This window comes from Alicyclobacillus acidoterrestris (genome assembly GCF_022674245.1).
Taxonomy (GTDB): domain Bacteria; phylum Bacillota; class Bacilli; order Alicyclobacillales; family Alicyclobacillaceae; genus Alicyclobacillus; species Alicyclobacillus acidoterrestris.
On sequence record NZ_CP080467.1, the window covers coordinates 2,887,950 to 2,905,150 of the forward strand.

At 52.7% G+C, this 17,201-nt stretch carries 18 protein-coding genes; 1 reads left to right on the forward strand and 17 read right to left on the reverse strand.

Going from position 1 to position 17,201, the window contains the following annotated elements; translation table 11 throughout:
* Window positions 1-17 precede the first annotated feature (17 nt).
* From K1I37_RS14060 to K1I37_RS14080, 5 genes are all read right to left on the reverse strand, one after another.
* Window positions 18-971: a DUF979 domain-containing protein gene (locus K1I37_RS14060; protein ID WP_021298649.1), complete on the reverse strand. Its 954-nt coding sequence runs from the start codon at window positions 969-971 to the stop codon at window positions 18-20.
* Window positions 955-1,674, reverse strand: coding sequence for a DUF969 domain-containing protein (locus K1I37_RS14065; RefSeq protein ID WP_021298648.1), 720 nt, complete (start codon window positions 1,672-1,674; stop codon window positions 955-957). Before K1I37_RS14065 ends, K1I37_RS14060 begins: the two co-directional genes overlap by 17 nt.
* Window positions 1,675-1,702: 28 nt before the next feature.
* On the reverse strand, window positions 1,703-2,488 hold the full coding sequence (locus K1I37_RS14070) for an IclR family transcriptional regulator (protein ID WP_031219333.1): 786 nt from the start codon (window positions 2,486-2,488) through the stop codon (window positions 1,703-1,705).
* 89 nt (window positions 2,489-2,577) lie between these two features.
* A complete protein-coding gene (locus K1I37_RS14075) occupies window positions 2,578-6,072 on the reverse strand; it encodes a M14 family metallopeptidase (protein WP_081654310.1) in 3,495 nt (1,164 codons plus the stop codon).
* Between the two features lie 153 nt (window positions 6,073-6,225).
* Complete coding sequence (locus tag K1I37_RS14080) at window positions 6,226-6,489, reverse strand: hypothetical protein (protein ID WP_146824317.1); 264 nt, start codon at window positions 6,487-6,489, stop codon at window positions 6,226-6,228.
* A 179-nt stretch (window positions 6,490-6,668) separates the two neighbouring features.
* Here K1I37_RS14080 and K1I37_RS14085 point away from each other — a divergent pair, with 179 nt between their 5' ends.
* Window positions 6,669-7,451, forward strand: a complete 783-nt coding sequence (locus K1I37_RS14085) for an IclR family transcriptional regulator (RefSeq protein WP_021298644.1) — start codon at window positions 6,669-6,671, stop codon at window positions 7,449-7,451.
* A gap of 11 nt (window positions 7,452-7,462) precedes the next feature.
* On the opposite strand, the gene K1I37_RS14090 is transcribed toward K1I37_RS14085, so the two are convergent.
* The 12 genes from K1I37_RS14090 to K1I37_RS14145 all read right to left on the reverse strand — a co-directional run bounded on the left by K1I37_RS14090 (window position 7,463) and on the right by K1I37_RS14145 (window position 17,170).
* The gene (locus K1I37_RS14090; protein ID WP_021298643.1) at window positions 7,463-8,743 is read right to left on the reverse strand and encodes an MFS transporter; all 1,281 of its coding nucleotides are present in this window, start codon (window positions 8,741-8,743) and stop codon (window positions 7,463-7,465) included.
* 160 nt (window positions 8,744-8,903) lie between these two features.
* Window positions 8,904-9,761 (reverse strand): GNAT family N-acetyltransferase, encoded by an 858-nt coding sequence (locus K1I37_RS14095; protein ID WP_021298642.1) that lies wholly within the window; start codon window positions 9,759-9,761, stop codon window positions 8,904-8,906.
* 104 nt (window positions 9,762-9,865) lie between these two features.
* Window positions 9,866-10,387 (reverse strand): hypothetical protein, encoded by a 522-nt coding sequence (locus K1I37_RS14100; RefSeq protein ID WP_021298641.1) that lies wholly within the window; start codon window positions 10,385-10,387, stop codon window positions 9,866-9,868.
* 52 nt (window positions 10,388-10,439) lie between these two features.
* A complete protein-coding gene (locus K1I37_RS14105; RefSeq protein ID WP_021298640.1) occupies window positions 10,440-11,102 on the reverse strand; it encodes a GntR family transcriptional regulator in 663 nt (220 codons plus the stop codon).
* A 105-nt stretch (window positions 11,103-11,207) separates the two neighbouring features.
* Window positions 11,208-11,792 carry a class I SAM-dependent methyltransferase gene (locus tag K1I37_RS14110; RefSeq protein WP_021298639.1) on the reverse strand — a complete coding sequence of 195 codons (585 nt, stop codon included), beginning with the start codon at window positions 11,790-11,792 and terminating at the stop codon, window positions 11,208-11,210.
* The gene (locus K1I37_RS14115) at window positions 11,792-12,124 is read right to left on the reverse strand and encodes a DUF3147 family protein (RefSeq protein ID WP_021298638.1); all 333 of its coding nucleotides are present in this window, start codon (window positions 12,122-12,124) and stop codon (window positions 11,792-11,794) included. Before K1I37_RS14115 ends, K1I37_RS14110 begins: the two co-directional genes overlap by 1 nt.
* Entirely contained in the window at window positions 12,121-12,552 is a 432-nt protein-coding gene (locus tag K1I37_RS14120) for a MarR family winged helix-turn-helix transcriptional regulator (RefSeq protein WP_021298637.1), read from the reverse strand. The genes K1I37_RS14115 and K1I37_RS14120 overlap by 4 nt, the downstream gene beginning before the upstream one ends.
* 182 nt (window positions 12,553-12,734) lie before the next feature.
* Entirely contained in the window at window positions 12,735-13,622 is an 888-nt protein-coding gene (locus tag K1I37_RS14125; protein WP_021298636.1) for a metal ABC transporter permease, read from the reverse strand.
* Window positions 13,622-14,521, reverse strand: a complete 900-nt coding sequence (locus K1I37_RS14130; RefSeq protein ID WP_021298635.1) for a metal ABC transporter permease — start codon at window positions 14,519-14,521, stop codon at window positions 13,622-13,624. Before K1I37_RS14130 ends, K1I37_RS14125 begins: the two co-directional genes overlap by 1 nt.
* A complete protein-coding gene (locus K1I37_RS14135) occupies window positions 14,518-15,357 on the reverse strand; it encodes a metal ABC transporter ATP-binding protein (RefSeq protein WP_021298634.1) in 840 nt (279 codons plus the stop codon). Before K1I37_RS14135 ends, K1I37_RS14130 begins: the two co-directional genes overlap by 4 nt.
* Complete coding sequence (locus K1I37_RS14140; protein WP_021298633.1) at window positions 15,357-16,310, reverse strand: metal ABC transporter solute-binding protein, Zn/Mn family; 954 nt, start codon at window positions 16,308-16,310, stop codon at window positions 15,357-15,359. The genes K1I37_RS14135 and K1I37_RS14140 overlap by 1 nt, the downstream gene beginning before the upstream one ends.
* 128 nt (window positions 16,311-16,438) lie before the next feature.
* Window positions 16,439-17,170, reverse strand: coding sequence for a HoxN/HupN/NixA family nickel/cobalt transporter (locus K1I37_RS14145; protein ID WP_021298632.1), 732 nt, complete (start codon window positions 17,168-17,170; stop codon window positions 16,439-16,441).
* Window positions 17,171-17,201: the final 31 nt, after the last annotated feature.

Consider the following 17,201-nt stretch of genomic DNA (forward strand, 5'->3'; position numbering starts at 1 on the left):
GCCTATCTTCATCTGTATCATCGTGCCACGAGGTACATGATGACGATGTTCACAGCCAACAAGAGAATCGCTGTCGGAACCTGTGCCCGAATGACGTGGTACTTGCTTTTTAAATCCAATAGCGCCGCGGGTACAATGTTGAAGTTTGCCGCCATAGGCGTCATCAACGTACCACAATAGCCGGCAAACATACCGATGGCTGCGACCCTATCCGCGTTCACACCGAAGTGCTGAATGATGAGTGGAATGGCAATCCCTGCGGTCATGACAGGAAATGCGGCAAACGCGTTGCCCATAATCATGGTAAACAAAGCCATTCCGACACAGTAGGCAAACACTGCCCAGAAAAGCGAGTTGGCGGGAATAATGTGATCTACCGCACTCGATACCGCTGTACCGACACCGGCACTGTTAAAAATCGTCCCGAGCATCGCGAGCATCTGTGGCAACACGGCCGCCCAGCCAATCGACTCCAGCAACCGCCTCGACTCTTTCACAGAGGTTAACGGGGAAGATTTGGTCATCAGCCAAGCGACAATCAGTGCTATGGCGGTTCCCACCGCCAGCGAGACCATGGTGACATTTGACTGGTCAAAGATGAAGCGCCCAGCCAGTTTGTGGCTGCCGACCCCTTCAACACCTGCCACCGTGAGCAACGGAATCAACAGTGCAGGCAAGAACAACCATCCGCCTAAGCGTTTCCGATTGTTCTCGCGCTCTTCCCGCGGCGCTTCACCGTAGTCGCCTTTCTGCACTCGATTGAGTCCAGCGAGTACGACAATCGCGAGGACAATCAGGCCGATGTAAAACGGCGGAATCACTTTTGCGCACATCAAGGTGACAGCGTAGAGAAAATAGAACAGCGCGGACGAAATCCGGCGAGGATTCTTCTTGTCAAAGAATGTATAGATACTTCCGCACAGTGTGATAATTCCGATAAAAATATAAACCGCTTCAGTTGAGATCACCAAGGTTCGCGCCCTCCTCTGTGCTTGTCGTAGATGTACTCGCCGCTGTCATGCGCCGTTTGATTCGCCTATCCAGCAAATACAACCGAATACAATGAATCACAAGCGCTGCTGCAGCCGTCGGAATGGCCCACAGTCCCATATCAATCGGCGTCGACTTGATGTGGTTCTGATCAAAAAATCCTTTCATTAACAACACCGCACCAACAGCGATAAAGATGTCTTCTCCGAAGAATACGCCGATATTATCGACCGCGGCGGCATGCGCGCGAACCTCCTGCTGCGTATCTTCCGGTATCGATCCGTACTTTGCTTCCACAGCCCCTTCGGCCATCGGTGCAATCAGCGGGCGAACCGTCTGTGCCGCGCCGCCGATAGACGTGATGCCTAGTGCAGCAGTCACTTCCCGCAACAGCAGATACAACATCAGAATGCGACCCGTCGTGGCCGCGCGGATTTTGCCAATCAGCCGCTCGGCCTGTTCGCGGAGGCCGTGCCTTTCGAGCAGACCAATCACAGGCAGCGTCGCGATAAAAATGGCCATATAGCGGTTGGTCTCAAATGCTTCTCCGAATTGTGTGATGATACTGTATAAAGATTGATGCGCGATAAGTCCCGTGACCAAACCAGCAACGATAACGACCAACAAGGGGTTTAACCGAATGAGAAACCCGACGATGACAACTGCGACACCTATTAAAACCACCTGTGTCACTCCTTTGTAAACATAGTCCCTAGACTTGTTTCTGATGTTGGAATCCAAGTTGTGTTGAGCAAATCTCTGCTGCCTGTTTCACTTTTTCGATAAAGTCTGGAATCACTTCAGGAGTGAACCGCGATGTCAGACCTACCACACTGATTCCCGCCACAATTTCACCGCGGTGATTGAATATCGGCGCAGCGACAGCGGAGGTCCCATCCAAGAGCTCAGAATGACTAATGGTGTATCCCCGTTCCTTTGCTTCATCAAGCACCCTTCGCAACTCGCCGACATCGGTGATGGTGGCATGGCCGACTGCGTGAAGTTGGACATCAAGCAAGTACTGCTCCTGTTCTTCCTTCTCCATATACGTCAACAAAATGCGCGGACAAGCACCTGCATAGAGCGGAACTCGAAGTCCTGGGCGCTCATTGTAAACGCGGACTGGATGCATCGTATTGACCTTTTCGATATAAACCGCCTCGTACCCATCGCGAACAATCAAATTCACGGCTTCGTCTGTGTCATCGCGCAAGCGCTCCATGACAGGCAAGGCCAATCGTCGGACATCCAAGCGCTCGCTTACCAACTGCCCAAACTGCAACAGCATCAAACCAAGACGATACTTTCCATCTTCGTCCCTCGTCAGAAAACCTACTTCTTCTAACGACCGAACCATTCGATAGACGGAGGTCTTAGGTTGCCTGAGCCTATCCGTCATCTGGTTCAGGTTCAAGTGAGCTTCCTTCAGAAATAAATTGAGAACTTCAAGAGATTTTACAACAGTGTGATTTTGGCTAATTGAGAACCCCCCTTCCATTCCAACATGCGGAATTTCTATTTCAAATATTGAAACTTATCACGAATTTTAATTTATTTTAATAATGTTTACAAGCGTTTATGTTACGTTTATTGACAAACTGGGCGAATTCTTGTCATGTTTAAACGGAATCTGTCACCGGAAAGCGGCACACATTGCACCTCAACCTTCGTCGCAACAGATGCCAACCAGTCCACGACCGCTTCATTGACGACGAGATGCGCGTGCGCACACTGAGCCAACTCGGCCCCATGAACCGTCTCATCGTTGACTTCGGTGATGATATCGGCCGTGATGAATTCCGGAAACCGCTCCGCCAGGACATTCGATGTTTCGCGAATGCGGGTCTTCCAGGTATGCGCAATACTCCCGTTGGACAACTCCACCGGAAAATACGCTGGGTCAAAATGGTTCCCCCATCGCTGATACGTGTTTAACCACATCCCATTGTCGCGCGCTACTTCCGCATCTGCATCCAACCGGGCGGTTACATGTTCGCGAAGTGACTGATAGGCGCTCCAATGTACATCGCGCTGCGTACCCGGCTCACGCCAAATCGTGTACATGCGGGCACTCGGAATCCAATACGAGACGGGAAACCGCGGTGGACTGCTATACCCACTAAATGGTTGAATCCATTCGTGGGATGGAATGCCGTGATCGTCAATGGCGACATCCGGCGTCCACCGATTCCAAATTTTCTCATACACACGACTTTCGCCGAATATCGTATCGGCTCGAAAGCGATAGTCCTGAAACTCGAGTCCGCACGCATTGTACCTCGCGGCGTGCAGCTTCCATGTCGGATGCTCGTCTGCCATGCGCTCATGCAAGTTCGCGCCGTCGGCGTTTTCCAGCGGCACGACGACCAAATTGACGCGTTCGAGCAACGTGCGCTCCTGGGACAACGATTGAATGAGTTGCAAGGCAGCATTGGTGCTCGATACCTCATTGGCGTGATGCCTCGCGTTGATGAAAAGCGTCGGTTTGTACAACGCATGCTTTAGTAGGGAAGAAATCGCCATTCGATTCCTCACGTCATACAGTTCCACAAACCAAATGGGTTCACCTTGAAACGAATAATCCAGGCACAACGCGCGCCCCAAAATCGTCTCTTGATGACGTTCGAGCCATCGCCTGACATCGCGATTGACGAAGATGTCGCGATGAATTGATTTCGGATAGGCCACGACTGCCGGATTGTCCTCGTTGACAAGGGCAGTGCGGGCGCCTGTTTCTGCATTGAGCCACATGTGACACGCGCGCTCCACCGACTCATCCATCGGCCCCTCAAAGACAAACGATTGCCCGGCCTCAGACCATGTGATGCCCAATACGCGTGCGCCAGCAAACGTTCCACGCCCAAAGGGAAAGATGGTCTGGGGAGATTTATCTATCGTACACTGGACTTCAGCACGCGTGGGAAACGCGTACAATTGAACCGTCGCGTGTGGCTCAATGCCCATTTGCGCGTGCATAAACGGCAGAATCCCGCCTGGCGCATCCCACGTCACATCCCCTATCTGCCGGCCATATTCGGAGAAGGCGTGGAGTGTGTAAAAGTAAATATCCTCATGCAGCGCCTCGAGACAGGAATTGACTTCCTCCAGATACGGAATCTTCTCATCCTCCGCATCCATCCATACGTCACACTGCAACTGCATGAACTTCGGAGCATCTGGATGTAAGTCTTCCCGGTGCTCCACTTGTTGTACAACACCTTGATACCACTGCCAAAACTGGAACGCACTCGTGTCAAATTGGCGGGAATCCCAAGCGTCCGCCGCTTGTCGCACCTGCGCCCCGCGAAAAATTCGACAGCCTGCCGAAGGGACGAGCACGTGCCCAAGCTCCGACCTCTCCGGCATATAAACCGCGCTCCTAGCCCAGCCTTCCCACGCCCACTCGCCAATGGGTCGACCGTCGATTGCGTAGGCAATCACTTGAAACATAGGGGCATGAGCGCTGTCGTTCAGGCACAATTGAACTTGCTCCAGGGCAATCCCCAATTCGGACGAGACAATCGCATCCCCCGGATATAGTTCCTGGAGGAAGCGATAAGCGCGATCGATATGGGCAGCCTCAGGACGAAACGCCCTGGCTGCAAGCTCCACCCGGTGCACCCCTGTGCAGTTTTTCAGTTCTGGCAGGACTTCGTGCATGAGCCAATGCAATCCAGACTTGTTGGCGTTGCGGTAGACGAACGACACTCGCACGCCGAACTGCTTCTGCAACGTCGACTGCAGGTCAACGGACCATGTGGCAAACGAGGTGGCACTCACGGTCGTCGTCACTTCAATCGCCGCCGATTCAGGCATATCTTCCTTGGCAACACCTGCAAAAAACGCCTCGATATACGATGCGATTTCCGCGAGTTCGCCAGCCGCTCGCCAATCTGTGGACCACACGGGCGCCCTTTCTTCGACGCGCACGACATCGCGGCCCTTGGGCCCTCGACGCAACTGCAAAAATCGCTCCCACATCGCGAGTGGCTGACCGAGTTGGACAGGGAGTACAATCTCGCTCACCTCGTGACGTGCCATCACCTGGTACAAGCGCATCGCCAGTTGTGCCCGCTCGCGAATATCCTGACTTTCGCTTTGCAACATGGCAAACCGCTGACGCCACGTGTCCGCTTCAATCACGTCCACTTCATCAAACCATCCATCCATCATTTTCCGCACAAGTGGAATCAAGTGTCCTTTGCGTGCGGCGATTTTAAGCGTGGGAGCGCATGAACCCGGCGCCAATTGCACGGATTGCTGCGGCCCGTCCGCTATCTGAGCAACTGAAATGATCAAATCGGTCTCCAGGGATTGCTCCGGCTCCAGACAGCGCGTCATCGGAAAGCAGATACTTCCTGCTGACAGCGCCAAGCGGCAAGCGAGTTCGACCGCAGCCACCGTCTCTTCAAAATCCGAACGGACGACGTCAAATAGGACATTGAGCTCAGGATGCAACTGTCCTGGTAGCGTGCGATAAAGCCCTTGCTTCGTAAACAGCGTATGGAGGGATAAATCGCTTTTAGCGTCCGGAAACAGACCTTGCTTCCCGGAACCCTGTACAGAGGGAGTGTTCGGAGAGACGAGCGTGAGGGCTTGAGGACACTGAATCCCGTCACCAAATCCGTCTGTGACCAAGTAACGTGCGGCGTGCAGGACGCACTCAGGCGTCGTCCCTGTGATGACGAGCATCGTCATTCCTTGGTCCTGATATCGATAAATCGCACCGCGGTGCGGCGGCCCCGTCTGCAAAGACTGAACAATGGGTTCTGCCTTCTCCCCAAGCACCTGTTTGAGCCAGGCCGCATCACTTCCGATAACGAGTTGAACACCTGTTTGAGACCTATCATCTTTCGAATCGGGATTCGCTGTGTCGAGTTCGTCAAAGATAAATAGAGCGTCAAAAGCCGGATGCTCGAGTTCGACGAGATGAAATCCGATTCGTGACGCCACCTCAATCATAGCTGCAGTCTCCCACAGTGTACGCTTGGACGGAACGGTCACTCGCCTGCATAGGCGCGCTGGCACGCGTCGATTGTGCGCTCCTACAAAAATCCCGTCCGTACTCCAAAGTTCCTGCATCTACAGCGCCTCTCATTCCACTATTCGGAACGACAATTCCGATTATTCAATATCTACTCATAGTAAGAGTTTGAACAGTAGAATACAAGAGGATGGCTCGAGCCATTCCCTCCAAGCGCCCTGCGATACCTCAATGGGATCGGATATAAGTCGTTAGACGATAAACCGCTCAAGTGTCGACTCCGCAAATAACGCTTCCATTGGAATCAGCCGTGAAATCAATCCTTGTTCATAACTGTACTGAACAGCCGCCGTCAATGTCGCTTGATTCCGCGCGATACCATACGGCCAGTAGTCTTGCCCCATCATCTGCGTCGTGCGCTCCCACTCCGCTGTGACCCAAGGCAGTGTGACCTTGAGTGCAGCAGTTTGCCGAAACGCGTCGCAAGTCGATTCCCTTCGGTTGAATGGAGCCATCGAACAACCCACTAACGCGATCGTAATTCCAACAAGCAAATGATAGTGGCAATTTCACAGCAAACGGCCTCCCCACAAATCCAGATACGTTTTCCACATACCGAAACATTGCGCTTGTCGACACGCATCCACATGATTACGATAATGGCACGTCACCTTTTCAAAATTAGAAGGGCGGTGTGCCTTTATCCATGGCGCGCGATACTTCGTCGTTGAATTCTGTCCATAACGCACTTCGAATTCTGAAGTGCTTTTCGATTGCCGAACCAGAGCATCGCGTATCCGCATTGGCCCGAAAACTAGAATTGAACAAAAGTACGGTCAGTCGCCTGTTGACGACGCTGGAAAATGAAGGATTCGTCGTAAAAGACCCGATATCCCGAGCATACCGGCTTGGACTTCCCGTACTGTCGCTTGCGAGCACCTACCAAAGTTGTCACGAAGTACTCCGCGAAGCGCATCCTCTCCTGAAAAACCTGGTCAATCGCGTCGAGGAGACGGTCCAGTTAGTCCTGCTCGATCACGTCGACGTGTTTTACCTAGAAGTCGTCGAGTGCAACCATCCCATTCGCTTCATTTCCCGTGTCGGGACACGTTGCAAGGCTTATTGCACGAGTTCCGGAAAAGTTCTTTTGTCCGGTCAAGACTCTACCGTCATCGACGAAGTAATCAACGCCGGACTGAAACGATGGACAAAAAACACCATCACGGACCCACAGTTGTTCCGGATAGAACTCGAGAACGTGCGCAGGCAAGGATACGCGCTAAGCCAGGAGGAACGACACGAAGGCGTCGTCGCTGCGGCTGCACCCATTTACGACGCCGAAGGCAACGTTGCAGCTGCGCTGAACATCGTCGGTCCTCGTTACCGCATGGCACAAAAAGGGCTACTCTACTTTGCCAACCAAGCCATCCACGCCGCTAAAGAGATTTCTCACCACGTCTTTGTCACGCGGCCATAGAAAGCGGTTTCTTATTTTCCGCGCAGGGTCAGCACGACCGCACAGACTGCGGAGAGAACGAAACAGATGATGAGAAAGAGAAACGCAGCCCGGTAACTTCCATGGCCGATTGTAATAAAAGTCCCCATCATGGCTGGACCAAAGGCAGCGACCACATTCGCTATGCCGGTCATGACTCCGGTGTTTCGGCCAATTTGCCGAGTGGGGCTCATGTCGTGTAAAAGCCCATGTAACATGGGTGTCGTGAAGGCCTGGATGAAGGCAATCGCTCCGCCAACCAACAACGCGTCCGCGATGGGTGCCGGACTGTTCAGGGAGATACCGAGAAATACACAGGCCACTAAGAACCCGACGATGATCCAATAGGCTTTTTTGTGTGTCCTGTCGGTGTGCGCACCCACCCAGAACATCATGGCGATGGAGACACTCCATGTAATCAGCATGTAGGTGCTCGTGGCCGTTGGACTGAAATGCATAGATACCGCCATGTATGAGGGAAACCAACTGCCAAGTCCGTAGACCGCCAAAATATTCCCCGTAAACGCGATAACGACCAACCAATAGTTCAAGGTGCGTAACGCGTTTTTCGATGTCGCGACGGATTCCTCCATCCGTTGGTTCCTCTCAATGTGGAGCAACTCTTCAGTGGATACGCGCCGATGTCTGGCTGGTGTGTCTGTAATCAACAAACAGAGCAACGGCACGCAAATCACAAGCGCGACAATCGTCAAAAACCAAAACACGCCACGCCAGTCAAACAGCGAAATAAGCGCTGTGACCACAAACCCGGCTATCGCCGACCCAAGACTCACGCCGTTTATCCAAATCGACTTCGCCCGTCCACGCTCGTCGAGCGGAAACCAGCGCGCGGTCAAAGCGTTGGAAACAGGCCACAAAAAGGCTTCCGAAAACCCCAACACAATCCGGGAAATAAATAACACCGAAAAATTCGGGGACACGGCTGCCATCAAGGTACTCACACCCCAAATCGACAATCCCACAATGGCGCACCGCTTCGGACCAAATCTGTTCGTCAGCCATCCCCATAGAAAAAACCCGATTCCGTAAGAAAACAATAGCGCCGACGTCAGGCTTCCAATCATCTCGTTGCGTCCGACCAGATTCATATCCTGTAGAAAATGACTGTTGGTCGCGACCACCGCCACGCCAATTTTGTCGATCATCCCGACGACCCAAATCACAGCGAGCGTAATCGTGATATGTGTCCATCGCACTTTTGTTCTGGTTGCCTTGTTGTGGACTTCCACGATGTTCGATTCCAAATTCGCCAACCACATGTCCTCCCTTCTGCATTGTGCGAAATGTATTCGCTTTCAGGAGGATGGTAAACCGTTTCTCTCTGCTAAACAATGAGGTTGTTGCACAATGTGCAACAACCTCTAATTTAATCGAATCCCTTGCGCTTGCGCGATGGTTTCGCGAACGATGGTTTCAGCCAAAGGCCGGATCAGCAATGGCAAACAATAAATCCCGCTGCCCCGGCAAATTCGTTCGTCCCAAACACATGACTGGCGACGCCATCCGCTCTCGGAACCCGTGTGACGCTAACTGCGCAACAAAAGCCGCCTGATGACTTGGCACATCCAGCCGCACTGGTCCATCAAAGGACGCTGCGATCCGCTGCACAAGCGCCATCGCTGTCGTCTCAGCATGGGCCACCAGCGGTCCAATCACTAAGCACGCCCCGCGGCAAACAGCGATGGCCATTCCCCGGACAGCGCCAGTCGCATCGCGAACCATATAGCCCTCTTGCATCTGGGAAAACAGCGTGTGAAGTAGTGCAGATCTCGGCGCACCAAAAGCTACCTCATCCATCCGAATCACTTCCGCCAGGTCCGCTTCCGTCATTTTGGACATCCCTGCGTGATTCGGCAGCGTATCGTCTGAATGTATGCTATCCTTCTGATAACGATACACCTGACCGACCGTTTGAAACCCTAGCGACGCATAGAGTGGAAATCCCTCCGATGTCGCCACCAACGTCACCGGCGTATCCGTCTTGGCCACCTCCGTGAGACACCGTTCGACCATACGCCTGCCCAGGCCTCGCCGCTGAAACGCGCGATCCACCATGACGACACCTAAAGAGGATAACGACGTGCCATATATATAAATACCAGCACTTGCGATAAGCCGGCCCTGTACGCGTTGACCGAACACCGTGCCCCCTGACGAAAGCAAAAGATGCGCTTGTTCGGGGTGAAAACGCCAACCGACAGCTTCAGCTAAAGCCTGTAGCGCAAGCGCATCCTCCGGATTCAGTATTTCAAATTGTGAATCGCGCGCCATCGGAACGCCCCCTCCTTATACCGTGCCAAAGCCACATGTGCCAGAAACAAAAACGCAACCCGATGGCTCGATACACAAGCAATCATTCGCATCCGATTACCCAACTAGTGGATCCCTGCGGGCATTTGCGTGAAATATCCCATACGGCGATAAATGAACGAGTCTTCCTTCGAAAAACCCAACCGCCTCCACATCGCTTCCGTTCCAGGTTCTGGACAACAAGCTAACCATCCGTGATACCCACAAGCCTGACTGTGGTCTATCGCGGCCTCGACAAGGCACTCCTGAATAGCGTGCATCGCGGGAAATCCAGTCTTTGTCACATTGTACCGTGGATGAACCACCAGGTGATCGATAAAAAAACATTTTTGTGTAGACAAGGTCGTACCGCAGACGATTCCTACGGCGCACTGCTCATAGAACGCGACTGCTACCTCCGGAAATGGCGCAAGCCGATGTTCGGCCGCCCACACATCAGAGAGAATACAGCCCAGATTGCAATCCACCACATCCCGTTCAGTCAGTGTCGCCCAACGACACGAGATGGCACATAGCTCTTTGCGCATGAAATGCTCGGAAAGCCAACGAACTTCGATAGCATCTTTATGAATCGCTGACGCATTCATCCCTATCTCCACCATTGACACCCCGTTGTTCCCACATGCTTTGAATTGTCCTTTACAGACGGCGAGATAACTCGTGCATCGCGCGCAGCCAATTTTCCCGCGTCGCTGACGCAGCCTTCTCTGCATCCCGCTGTTCGAGCGCCTTCAAGATGTTTTCATGTTCAGCAATCGATTCATGCGATAATAGCGAGTCCTCAAAGAACACGTACTTTAATCTGCGCGCGTGAAGTTGAAGCGTCGAAATGAACGACGAAATGTATGGATTGTTTGCGCGCTCGACAATCGCATTGTGAAATTCGTCGTCTAATTCCATGGCCTCGTAAGACGATTTGCGACGCAGTGCAGTTGCGAATTGTACATTGACTTCACGCAACCGTCCGATGAACTCCGCGGTCACCGAATCAACCACCAGCTCCGCTGCAAGCGATTGCAACGACGCCAAGGGAGGATAGATCTTTCGGATGTCCTCCTTCGAAGTGGCCGTGACTCTCGTGTCCCGCCCGCGGTGCATCTCGACGAAACCTTGCAATTCAAGTGTTTGCAGCGCTTCTCTCACAGGTGTCCGGCTCACGCCAAGCGCCTCGGCCAACTCACCGTCGCTCAACTTTTCACCGGGCTGGAGCGTACCGTCGACAATCCAACGTTGAATCTGCTGAAATGCGCGCTCTTTTGCAGAGATACGTTCAGGTCGTAAATAACCCTCCGGAATTGGCATGATGACTCCCCTTGTCGCTCTGTTGTATGTAATATATTACATTCATATATGAACGGCAAGCGGGATCGAATTAGATTGTTGTCGCATGCCGACACGGCGTGACGTCTATTTCTTGCGAAACACGTAGCCATCAAAGTGACCGCGCTCATTTTGATAGCTTGTGTATTCCAGCAGTTCCAATCTGTCATCCACACCGATGAACTCACGTTCACGATAGCAGTACTTTTCCGGAAAATTGCGCTCGACATGTTGCCGAAGATTAAAAGAGGTCATCAACAAGATACCCCCTTCGTTCAATACGTCCCCGATATCCCGAAACGTTTCCGGAGAAGGCTTGAAGTGCACGACAATGACGTTGTCAAACCTGCCCACGGCTCTCAATGCACCTTGTTCCAGTGATAGTTGATGCGCTTCGACGGTCAATCCCTGCGCCTGCGAGAAGTGCGCCAATCGCCGAAGCGCCTCGCGCGAAAAGTCAACGCCTGTCACAGTAAACCCGTGACGGGCGAGGTACAGCGCGTTTCTGCCATCCCCACAGGCCACGTCAAGGATTGTGCCCTCCTGAAGTTGATGGCGGCGCGCCACCAAAAAAGCATCCGGGGCAAACAACGTTTCTTCCCGGCGCCGATATTTCTCGTTCCACGATTCCTGTTCCGAATCCAGCTTCAATCCTCTGTCCCGCTCAGACATTACAATCCCACCTTGATTAATATGTACGAACTCGCACCCCAAGCGACGATTGCGATACCAAGTGCCCCCATAAAACTCGTACCTCGCCGCAAACATATCACGGTCACCACAAGCAAAATGGCCGTAGGCAAGAGACCACGCAACACACCGGTGAAGAAACGAGCAACATCTTCAGACGACTGATGTCCAAATACGAGCCAAAGTGCAGATAACAAACTAATGATGGGCAGCGCTGCAATCCATCCACCCAACGTCGGGAACTGCTTTGAGATTGTGGTCACCGCCGCGATAACCAGCGCCGAAATCAGCACTTTCACGAACGTCATCATCATTCTCGCACACCTCTCAAAGCTCGAAGCAACGTGGCAAGGCCCTGCTCAACCTGTTGGCATTCCGCTGATGACAAGCCTGACAGCGCGTTCGCGAGGCGTGCCACATCGAGCCCGGTGTGTTGCATCACCGTCTGTTGCCCCTTTGCAGTCAAACTCACTTGCACAATTCGCTCATCCACATGACTTCGCATTTTTTCGAGCAGACCTTTTTGAGCCAACCGCCGGACAATTTCCGATGCTGTATTCGACGCGCACCCTAAATGATCGGCGATTTGCTGAATCGTAACAGGCCCCGTCATTTGAATGAGTTGAAGCGCGCGTACGGCCTGGTGAGACAATTCCATCTCAAACGTCGGATGGCAGTGATAGTACACCGAGGAGAACGCCGAAGAAATCTGTTCAGCTAGGGATTGCAACGGTTGCGTCATATATAACACCTCCACACAAAGCGATTATATCGTTATATACGATATAATCGCAACCATATTTTCCTTACCGGATTCAGAGAGACCAGGTAGATATCACTGCCTCAGGTCTCTCTTCACAATGGTCGAGCGCCATCACAACAAAACTTAGAACTTCTCTCGTCACACAAGGACAGGCCGCGTTCTTACTTCTGACCGACCACCCCATCGAGCGGGCGTATGTGCGCATCCGTTTTTCCGACAACACGGCGTTTTTGCAGGGATGCCCCCACACGCACCACACCATACAACAATGCTGAAATGGACGAGACAAAAAAACCGATTGGCCAACTCGTGTCATAGCCAAGCACCAGTGCTGCCCAAATCGTCAAGATGGCTATCCCCACCGAACACACGAGCGATTTACCCGGTCGGTGTGTAAGGTAACGGGCTGTCGCCGCTGGACCAATCATCAAACTGAATGACAACAAAGCCCCAACCACGGGTACCGTCACCGCTGTAGCCAATCCGACGACTATCAGAAACGCCATTTCAAGTTTCCGGGATGAAACGCCGCGCGCTTCGGCGCTATCTCTCATGATAGACGCAAACAAAAGCGGTCGGTAGAGTACGCCTAGAATCAGGACACAGACAAGGCCAAGCACAACCGTGTCCAGCACCTGACTCAGGCTCACGCCCACCAATTGACCGAACAACAATGCATAGGCGCCCGTTGCGTAATGCTCATTCAACGTGAGAAACAGTGCACCTGTCCCGAGCGCCACGACCAATGTCAACGCGGTGACGACGTCATGGCGGCCACGCTTGCCGAGCATCCCGATGCTGAGTGCACCGCCCAACGCAAACACAACAAGCCCTACTAAAGGGTTGATATCCAACAACACCGCGCCCGCAGCGCCTGCGAATCCAGCCTTAGGCAGTACGTGTGCGACAAACGACGAGCCCCGTAAAATCACAAAGAATCCAACCAAACCAGACAATATGGCGACAACGGTGCCACTGATGAGGGCGTGGAACATAAATGGCAAGGTAATCAAGTCCAATGGAAAGACCATTTGCAAAAACTGCCCCATTACGCCACCTCCTCGCGGCGCGCTGTAACCGCGCCATGCGCGTGCCGCCGCTCGGGCCACAGCCGCGATAATAAATAGAAGACAAGAACAAGTACCGCAATAAAGAAACTGACTGGCCATCCCCGATGAACTGGCGGCCACAGATAGCTGTCGTACGCCAGGAGAATGCCAAGCCCAGTCGCCACCACGCCAATCCCAGCCGACAACACAGAAGCCAAGCCAACTCTCGATGTCAGGCGAATGGCTGTCGCAGGCGGTCCGATGATCAGCGCCGTACTGAGCAGGGAACCCACAACCAATGATCCATCCTCAATCGCTATCGCGAGTAAAATCATAAACAAGATACCGACCAATCGAACGGGAATCCCACGCGTCTGGGCAATCTCCGGGTTGACCGAACAGACTAACAGCGGACGGTAAATGATGAGTAGCACGACCAGTGCTGCAAGTCCGGTGAATGTCACAATAGGAATAATGCCGGGATTGAGCACGAACATTGAGCCAAACAACACCATCATCGGCGCACTCGCATTACTGGTGAACCGGGTGTCAAAATAGAGAAACAGTGATCCTAATCCCATCGCGAAAGATAGAATGATTCCAGTCGCCACATCCCGATTGCGCGCCCTGTCGCCCAGCCATTCCACGCCGGCACCCGCCAAGATGCCAAACGAGATGAATCCATACCACGCGTTCACGCCGACCAGAAAGGAGCCAGACGCCCCCGCCGCCCCGATGTCTGTCAACACATGGCCAACAAACGACTGCCCGCGAAGCACTACAAACACGCCAACCACACCAGAAATCACGGCGACGAGGATGCCAACCAGAAGTGCGTGCAGCACTTCTTCACTCTGCAACAACCCCGGCGCAAAAACATAGTGCAAAAATGTCGTCACGAGTTCATCACATCCTCGTGATCGCCACAGTGAAAGCCGCCCAGCAAATCGACGACGTCCGCTTCCTCGTCTCTACCGCCGACGACAAGTACTCGCCCGCGAACGCGAAGCACTTCCACCTCGTAGCCATAGAGCCTTGATAGCACTTCGCTTTGAATAACCGAATCCACCTCACCCATGGCCGCATGTCCCTCAGCCAAATACAAGACTTTGTCCATATGGCCGAGCAGTGGGTTCATGTCGTGCGCGACGAGAATGACAGCAATCCCGCGCTCTTTTCCCAGTCTTCCAACCAAACGAACGACCTCGTGCGCACTGCGAATATCGAGATTCGACAAAGGTTCGTCCAGCAATAAAATTTTTGGATCCGTCAACAGCGCCTGCGCAATGAGCAATCGCTGCTGCTCACCACCTGAGAGTCGGCCTACCGGAGCGTCCGCAAAGCGGAGTGCGTCCACCGCCTCCAGCACTTCGTCGATGCGCTCGCGCCGTTTCCGGCTCGGCAACGGCACACCAAAGCGGTGACCGTCGAGGCCGAGCCCCACCAAGTCGCGGCCGCGAAGTGGTGTGTCGGGATCGAGATGGATTTTCTGTGGCACATAACCAATCGCCCGGTTGCGTTTGCGCACTGGCTTGCCATCGACACGAACTTCCCCGTGATTGGGTGACAAGAGCCCTAGAATCACGCGCAACAAAGTCGTCTTCCCTGCGCCATTGGGACCTATCAAGCCAACGAATTCTCCCGCTTCAATGGCGACATCAATATGGTCTAAAACCGTTCGCTGGCCAAACTGCACCACGATATCATTCAGTTCCAACACATGATCTACTTGCATTAGGAAATCGTCTCCGTTGACGTACCGTTTTCCAGTGCGGCCGTCAATGCTTTGGTTTCAGCTTCCATCCAACTTTGGTAGGTATGGTTTGGCGGCATCGTTTCATATACCCCGACCACCGGAATGTGATCTTGTTTCGCCAAAGCTAGGAACTTCTTCGTGACGTCTGTGATGGCCTGTTGATTGTAAAGAAACACCTTTATTTGGTGATTGTTAAATAATGCTTCCTGCGTTTTGACATCTTGTGGCGACGGATCTGTCCCATTCATGATGGCCGCCTGGAATGACCACGGCGTTTTGATGTCCATGCCGGTCGCCTGAAGCCAGTAATCCGCGACAGGTTCTGTAACCGCCACCCCTGCATTTGGGTACTTCGACTTGATATTGTCCATCTCTTGTTTCCAAGTGGATAAGGAAGCATCAAATTTCTTCACATTCGCATCAAAATAGGATTTCTCTGAAGGGTCTTGTTTCGCCAACTGATCTGCAATCAACTGGGCGACTTTCGGCATCGTATCCGGCTGATACCACAGATGTGGATTCTTGGTGTCCTTGCCATATCCCAATGCACTCGCGACGTCAATCACCGCACGCTTCGAATTCGGCGATGAGGATTCGAGTTTGCTCATGAAGTCGTCATACCCGACGCCATTTTGAACCACGAGCGTCGCATTCCCGACGAGCGCTGCATCCTTTGTGCTCGCTTCGTAATCATGCGGATCTGTACTCGGGTCACTCATAATCCCGGTCGCCGAAACGTATTTCCCACCAATCTGTTGGATCACGTTCGCATACTCATTTTCTGCACCAACGGCTTGAATGACCTTCGCATTCGACGTCCCTTTGGCCGATGCCGACGAGGTATTGTTTTCTGTTGTTCCACACCCGGCTAATGTCGCGAGAAGCGCAAGCGCCCCGGCCATCGCCATACCACTGCCAACTGTCATCTTCATTCTTTCAATTCTCTCCTTTATGTACCCAAATTGCGTCAACGTCTATGGAGAATATCAGAATGATTACGATTTGTAAATAGGGTTAATTACGATTTGAGTTCATCATCGTGCCCTTCACACGAAATGGTTCAAAGAATATGGCGCACTGCACCATATACGACGAAGCACCCCAACAAGCACACGAGCACCGCAGAGATGCGCGTAAATCTATCGGCGATGCGCCAATGGTCAAGGCGGCTGACAGCTTCTCCTGTATGCACCACGAGCATGCCAATGGTACACATGGTAAGTGCCATTCCCACCGAAAACGCCACGACCAAACCGACACCTATCTGAAACTGATGGATACCAATGGAAGCCAGGAGAATCGCCAGTGCGCTCGGGCAGGGAATTAAACCTGTAAAGAAGCCAACGATGCAAAGGCGGCGAAAAGAGTTAGGCGTTTCTGATTCCATGTGTTCCAATTGATGAAAATGGTGGTGATGGTGATGATGATGATGGTGGTGGTCACCGTGCCCCTCTATTTCACCAAGTTTCCGGACCACGACCACCTGCGGGCGAAACTGCGAATAGAGCATTCTCAGCCCCATTGCAGTGACCACTGTGCCAGAACATAACTCTATAAGAAACAGCAATTGCTCAGGCACCAACTTGTTCACGGACAACGTTGTCACAAACGCTAATAATAGAATCGACAACGTGTGAGACGCAGCCGAAATCACCCCCAATATCAGTGCGTCCTTCGTCTTTCCGCGATTGGAAATCAAATAAGCAGATAGAATTCCCTTCCCATGCCCAGGCTCCAATGAATGCAGTGCCCCTAAACCCATTGCAGCTGGAATTGCGTAAATCAGTTGCACAATGTCTCCTCCTCACAAGCTGGCTTGTCTG

What these genes read in the sequence shown, in the direction of transcription:
- K1I37_RS14125 (WP_021298636.1), bottom strand. Translation starts at nt 13,622, where the DNA reads ATGGGGCAGTTTTTGCAAATGGTCTTTCCATTGGACTTGATTACCTTG.
- K1I37_RS14080 (WP_146824317.1), bottom strand. Translation starts at nt 6,489, where the DNA reads ATGGCTCCATTCAACCGAAGGGAATCGACTTGCGACGCGTTTCGGCAA.
- K1I37_RS14140 (WP_021298633.1), bottom strand. Translation starts at nt 16,310, where the DNA reads ATGAAGATGACAGTTGGCAGTGGTATGGCGATGGCCGGGGCGCTTGCG.
- K1I37_RS14110 (WP_021298639.1), bottom strand. Translation starts at nt 11,792, where the DNA reads ATGTCTGAGCGGGACAGAGGATTGAAGCTGGATTCGGAACAGGAATCG.
- K1I37_RS14070 (WP_031219333.1), bottom strand. Translation starts at nt 2,488, where the DNA reads ATGGAAGGGGGGTTCTCAATTAGCCAAAATCACACTGTTGTAAAATCT.
- K1I37_RS14120 (WP_021298637.1), bottom strand. Translation starts at nt 12,552, where the DNA reads ATGACGCAACCGTTGCAATCCCTAGCTGAACAGATTTCTTCGGCGTTC.
- K1I37_RS14075 (WP_081654310.1), bottom strand. Translation starts at nt 6,072, where the DNA reads ATGCAGGAACTTTGGAGTACGGACGGGATTTTTGTAGGAGCGCACAAT.
- K1I37_RS14115 (WP_021298638.1), bottom strand. Translation starts at nt 12,124, where the DNA reads ATGATGATGACGTTCGTGAAAGTGCTGATTTCGGCGCTGGTTATCGCG.
- K1I37_RS14095 (WP_021298642.1), bottom strand. Translation starts at nt 9,761, where the DNA reads ATGGCGCGCGATTCACAATTTGAAATACTGAATCCGGAGGATGCGCTT.
- K1I37_RS14105 (WP_021298640.1), bottom strand. Translation starts at nt 11,102, where the DNA reads ATGCCAATTCCGGAGGGTTATTTACGACCTGAACGTATCTCTGCAAAA.
- K1I37_RS14100 (WP_021298641.1), bottom strand. Translation starts at nt 10,387, where the DNA reads ATGAATGCGTCAGCGATTCATAAAGATGCTATCGAAGTTCGTTGGCTT.
- K1I37_RS14135 (WP_021298634.1), bottom strand. Translation starts at nt 15,357, where the DNA reads ATGCAAGTAGATCATGTGTTGGAACTGAATGATATCGTGGTGCAGTTT.